The following is a 4671-nucleotide window of genomic DNA, read 5'->3' on the forward strand; positions in this document are numbered from 1 at the left end:
CGAGACCAGCGGCGCTAGAGTCACTCAGTGCGAGCACGAAAGATACTCTACGTCATCGCGGGAGTCGCGCTCCTCGCGGCATGTGCCGTCCTGGCGACCGGCTGCGGTGCCGTCGGCGCTGCCGAGGAGGCGGTCTCCCCGACGACCGTCCGGGTCCTTGTTCGCGACATCAACATCCGGGCCGCGGGCGTGGACTGCGCCGGGACCGGTCCCTACCAGCACTTCCACAACCGGGCATCGTTCCGCGTGCTCGACCCCGACGGAGCGGCGCTGGCCAGCGGGCGGCTGCCGGCGGGGACCGCCGTGGCGGCCTTCGCCGAGGACCTGGGGGTCGAGCGCCTGCCCACCTACTGCGAGTTCGCCGTCGGTGTGCGCGTGCCGCAGCGGGACTCGTACCGACTGGAGGTGGACGGCCAGCCGGCACTCGACCTGACGCCGGACACCAGCGAGGGCCCGGCGCTGGTGGCGGTGGTCCCCTCATGAGGCGGGCACTCCTGCCGCTGTTGCTCGCGGCGGCGCTGCTGGGCGGATGCAGCACGCCCGATCCCGAGCCCGCGCCGACGCCCGCCGGCGGCGCGACGGCGCTGCCCGGGCCGGTCCCCGCCGACCTGGCGCTGCGGCCGGTGCCCGGCACCGCCCCGGCCGCCCCGGCGTTCACCGGCGCGCTGACCGACGGCACACCGTTCGCCGCCGCCGAGCTGTGGGCGCAGCGTCCCGTCGTGCTCACCTTCTTCAGCTCCTGGTGCACCACCTGCGCCAGCAACCAGGCCGCCCTCAGTGATCTGGCCCGCAGCTACCGGGACCGGGTGGTCTTCGTCGGCGTGGCCGGCGCGGACCAGGCCGACGAGGTCCAGGACTACCTCCGCGCTCACCGGGTGGAGTACCCGATCGTCGTGGACGACCAGCAGACGATCTGGCGTTCGTACGCGGTGCGGGAGCCCCCGGCCGTCGTGCTGGTGGCCAAGGGCGGCGCCCTGCTCCGCGGCTGGCCGGGCGGCCTGGACGCCCCCACACTCGACCGGCGGCTGCGGGAACTGGTGCTGGCCGACCAGCCATAGTCCCGTCCCCCAGCACCTCGGTGCGGCGCCGACCCGGCACCGGCCGGCGCCGCACCGAGGCACTTCCGTACCCCGAGCGCGGCTGCCCGCCGACGAGGGCCGCGCACCGTCGAACCACACCCGGTGAAGTTCCTACACGTGCAGGTGGTGGCACAAGGCCGTCGGCTCGTAGCGTACGCAGCCTCGGACACATCAAGGAGATTGCATGCCTACAGTGGGAACGCGCTGGCGCACAGGCGTGGCCGTACTGTCCGCGACTGTGCTCGCCGCCCTCGGTGCGGCGCCGCAGGCGCAGGCGGCGGACGGCCCGCCGTCGATCGTCGTGCAGGACGGCGTCACCCAGCCGGTGTTCGGCTACGCCGACGCCATTCGGGAACGCCTGTTCATCGACTCCACCTTCGACAGCGACAACGACGGTCTGCGCGACATCATCGCGTTCGACCTGATGCGGCCGGCGGCCACCGCGCAGGGGCTCAAGGCCCCCGTGGTGATGGACGCCAGCCCCTACTACTCGACGGTCTGCCGAGGCAACGAGTCCGAGTGCAAGGCGGACCTCGACGGCGACGGGCTGCTCGACAAGTGGCCGCTGTTCTACGACAACTACTTCGTGCCGCGCGGCTACGCGGTCATCCTGCTGGACATGGTCGGCACCAACAACTCCACCGGCTGCCCGACCACCAACGCCAACCAGGACAACCTCAGCGCCAAGCAGGCCATCAACTGGCTCAACGGCCGGGCCACCGCCCGTAACGCCGCCGGTGAGGTCGTCAAGGCCGACTGGCACAACGGCAGGACGGGGATGATCGGCAAGTCGTACGACGGCTCGCTGGCCATGGCCACAGCGGTGACCGGCGTGAAGGGCCTGACCACTGTCGTGCCCATCAGCGGACCGACCGAGTACTACGACTACGTGCGCAGCAACGGCGTGGTCACCCGTGGCAACAGCTACGTGTCGTCGCTGGCCAACACGGTCACCAACCCCGAGCGGCGGGACTACTGCAAGCCGGTGCGCGACGCGATCGGCGCCGCCGACGGCGACGAGCACGGCGACTACACGGCCTTCTGGAACGAGCGCAGCTACGTCAAGAAGGTCCCCAACGTCACCGCCAGCGTGCTGCTCTACCACGGCCTCAACGACGACAACGTCCGGCCGGACCACTTCAGCAAGTTCTGGTATGCCCTGGCGGAGAACAACGTGCCGCGCAAGCTGTGGCTGTCGCAGGAGGGCCACGTCGACCCGTTCGACTCGCGCCGCGCGGTGTGGGTGTCGACGCTGCACCGGTGGTTCGACTTCTGGCTGCAGAACGTCGCCAACGGCATCATGGACGAGCCGCGGGTGGACCTGGAGCGCTCCGCCGACGTGTGGGAGACCCACGCCGACTGGCCGATCCCCGGCAAGGCGGACACTGAGGTGTTCCTGCAGCCCGCCACCACCGGCGCGGGCGGTCTCGGGCTGGTGCCCACCGCGAAGCCGGCGACCGGGGCGTTCCAGGACAGCCGCACGCAGAGCCAGAACACCATGATCCTCAACCCGGACGTGGTGCAGCCCAACCGGCTGGCCTTCCTCTCCGCGCCACTCTCTGCGCCGCTGCACATCTCCGGCACACCCACAGTGCAACTGCGGGCCTCCGCCGACCAGACCGACACCAACCTCGGGGCGATCCTGGTCGACTACGGCACCGACGAGCGGGTGGCGCACCGGGCCTCCGGCGAGGGCATCATCACCCTGACCACTGAGGACTGCTGGGGCCAGAGCAGCCCGACCGACGACGGCTGCTACAGGCAGACCGCGAAGCGGGTGGCCACGGCCGACTACGAGCTGGTCACCAAGGGCATCATGGACGCCCAGAACCGGCAGTCGATCCGCGTCGCCGTCCCGCTGGTGCAGGGGGAGTCGTACAACTTCAGCTTCCCGCTGCTGCCCGAGGACTATGTCTTCAAGCCCGGCCACCGGATCGGCGTGATCATCGTGGCCAGCTACCCGCAGTACTCCAGCCAGGCGGACACCACCGCCGCGAACCTGCAGGTCGCTCTGAAGAGCAGCAACATCGTCCTGCCTGTGGTCGGCGGTACCGCCGCCGCGCACGCCGCCGGCCTCTGACCGGCTGATCGACGGGCCGCCCTGCGCGGCTCGTCACCGGGGCGGCCCGGCGATCAAACCTCCGCGGAGGGCCGACGATCGCCGGGCCGTCCCGCCTGCCACACCAGGCTGCTGCGCGGTGCAGGCTCGACGAGTACTGGGCACGCGGCTGCCGCGAAGACCCCGTACGCTGGCGTGGTGATCGACTTCCGCGCGGCAGTTGAAGCACGCGATCCCGATGCCATCACGGCAGCCCTTGCCGACGACGTGGTCTTCCGCAGTCCGGTGGCGTTCAAGCCCTACCCGGGAAAGGCCATCACCGCGGCGATCCTGCGCGGCGTGCTGCGGGTCTTCGAGGACTTCCGATACACCCGTGAGCTGAGCGGTGACGGGGGCCGCGATCACGCGCTGGTGTTCGAGGCGAGGATTGGCGACGTCGTCGTCGAAGGTTGCGACTTCCTGCACCTGGACGAAACCGGTCTGATCGACGAGTTCACGGTCATGGTTCGCCCACTGTCCGCCGCGCAGACTCTGGCCGCCGCGATGGCCGCCCAGTTCGAGCAGATCCAGCGGGAGGCGACCGCCGGCTAGCTCGGGCCGCAGCCGGTCGCTCGTCGGACGCCGTCTGGTCCACACATCCCAGGTCGACGATCCACCACGAGCGCCGGGCCACGACCGCGCCGGCAGCAACGGAAGCGCTACCGCCGGCGCGGCCCGGCGTCAGAGCCGGGAGGTGAAGGTGGCCAGGAACCTGTGCGGGGTGACCGCGCCGGTGTTGTCGAAGCAGATCACGTCGACGTCGGCGTTGGTGGTGTACGGCCAGGGTTGGGTGAGGTGGCAGTAGTTGCTGCCGGCGCCCTGCGCCACCACCTGGGCGTGCGTCTCCTTGATGCCGATCTGCGGGAAGGTCGCCAGGTAGCGGCCCGAGGGCGCCAGCGGCGCCACGGTGTTCGCGCCGACGCCGAGCACCGAGTTGTCGTTTGTCGGCCCGCCGACGGCGGTACCGAGGTAGCCGAAGTACGAGGGTGGGCCGAGGGAGCCGATCACCGGCCGCCGACGGTGGTACGAGAGGGCGAAGTCGGTGTTGATGAACGCGCCCGCCTGGTCGTAGCAGAAGACGTACACCTGCACGCCGGTGCCGACCGCGCTCCAGGAGTAGACCTTGCAGCGGCGGGGACCGGCGTTCGGCTGCACGGCGGTGACCTGCACGTTGCCGGCAAGCAGATCGGCCAATCCCACCCCGGGCAGCCGCACAAGGTACTGCCCGACGCCCAGCGGCCCGACCGTGTTCACGCCACCGGTGGAGTTGTACGACTGCGCCACCAGCCCGCTGCTCCACTGCACGTACGCGTGGGAGGTTCCGGCCGGCAGCACGCCCGAGCTGGTCGTCCAGAGCACTGTGAACGGAGTGTCGTCGCGCGTGCCGCCCGGCTTGTGGCACTGCACGTCGACGATCTCGTCGGTGCCGGACTGGAACCAGCGGACCACCTCGCAGTAGTGACCGGTCCGGTTCACCGGGGTCACGTGCGGCAC

5 protein-coding genes are annotated in these 4671 nt (G+C 70.6%); 4 read left to right on the forward strand and 1 reads right to left on the reverse strand.

All coding sequences use genetic code 11. The features are described from left to right. The first annotated feature begins 27 nt into the window (after positions 1–27). The 4 genes from ABZ749_RS29745 to ABZ749_RS29760 all read left to right on the forward strand — a co-directional run bounded on the left by ABZ749_RS29745 (position 28) and on the right by ABZ749_RS29760 (position 3729). Positions 28–483 (forward strand): hypothetical protein, encoded by a 456-nt coding sequence (locus ABZ749_RS29745; protein WP_357233604.1) that lies wholly within the window; start codon positions 28–30, stop codon positions 481–483. After that, positions 480–1058 carry a redoxin domain-containing protein gene (locus ABZ749_RS29750; RefSeq protein WP_357233606.1) on the forward strand — a complete coding sequence of 193 codons (579 nt, stop codon included), beginning with the start codon at positions 480–482 and terminating at the stop codon, positions 1056–1058. Before ABZ749_RS29745 ends, ABZ749_RS29750 begins: the two co-directional genes overlap by 4 nt. Positions 1059–1263: 205 nt before the next feature. Continuing rightward, positions 1264–3159, forward strand: a complete 1896-nt coding sequence (locus ABZ749_RS29755; protein WP_357233608.1) for a CocE/NonD family hydrolase — start codon at positions 1264–1266, stop codon at positions 3157–3159. 177 nt (positions 3160–3336) lie between these two features. Then, positions 3337–3729: a nuclear transport factor 2 family protein gene (locus ABZ749_RS29760; RefSeq protein WP_357233610.1), complete on the forward strand. Its 393-nt coding sequence runs from the start codon at positions 3337–3339 to the stop codon at positions 3727–3729. 129 nt (positions 3730–3858) lie between these two features. Here ABZ749_RS29760 and ABZ749_RS29765 read toward each other — a convergent pair. After that, the coding region (locus tag ABZ749_RS29765; protein WP_357233612.1) for a hypothetical protein at positions 3859–4671 on the reverse strand (813 nt) is incomplete at its 5' end.

Origin of the sequence: Micromonospora sp. NPDC047753 (assembly GCF_040642735.1) — a bacterium.
GTDB lineage: Bacteria > Actinomycetota > Actinomycetes > Mycobacteriales > Micromonosporaceae > Micromonospora.

Excerpts from the sequence above, each read along its gene's own strand:
- ABZ749_RS29750 (WP_357233606.1), top strand. The coding sequence starts at position 480 with ATGAGGCGGGCACTCCTGCCGCTGTTGCTCGCGGCGGCGCTGCTGGGC.
- ABZ749_RS29755 (WP_357233608.1), top strand. The coding sequence starts at position 1,264 with ATGCCTACAGTGGGAACGCGCTGGCGCACAGGCGTGGCCGTACTGTCC.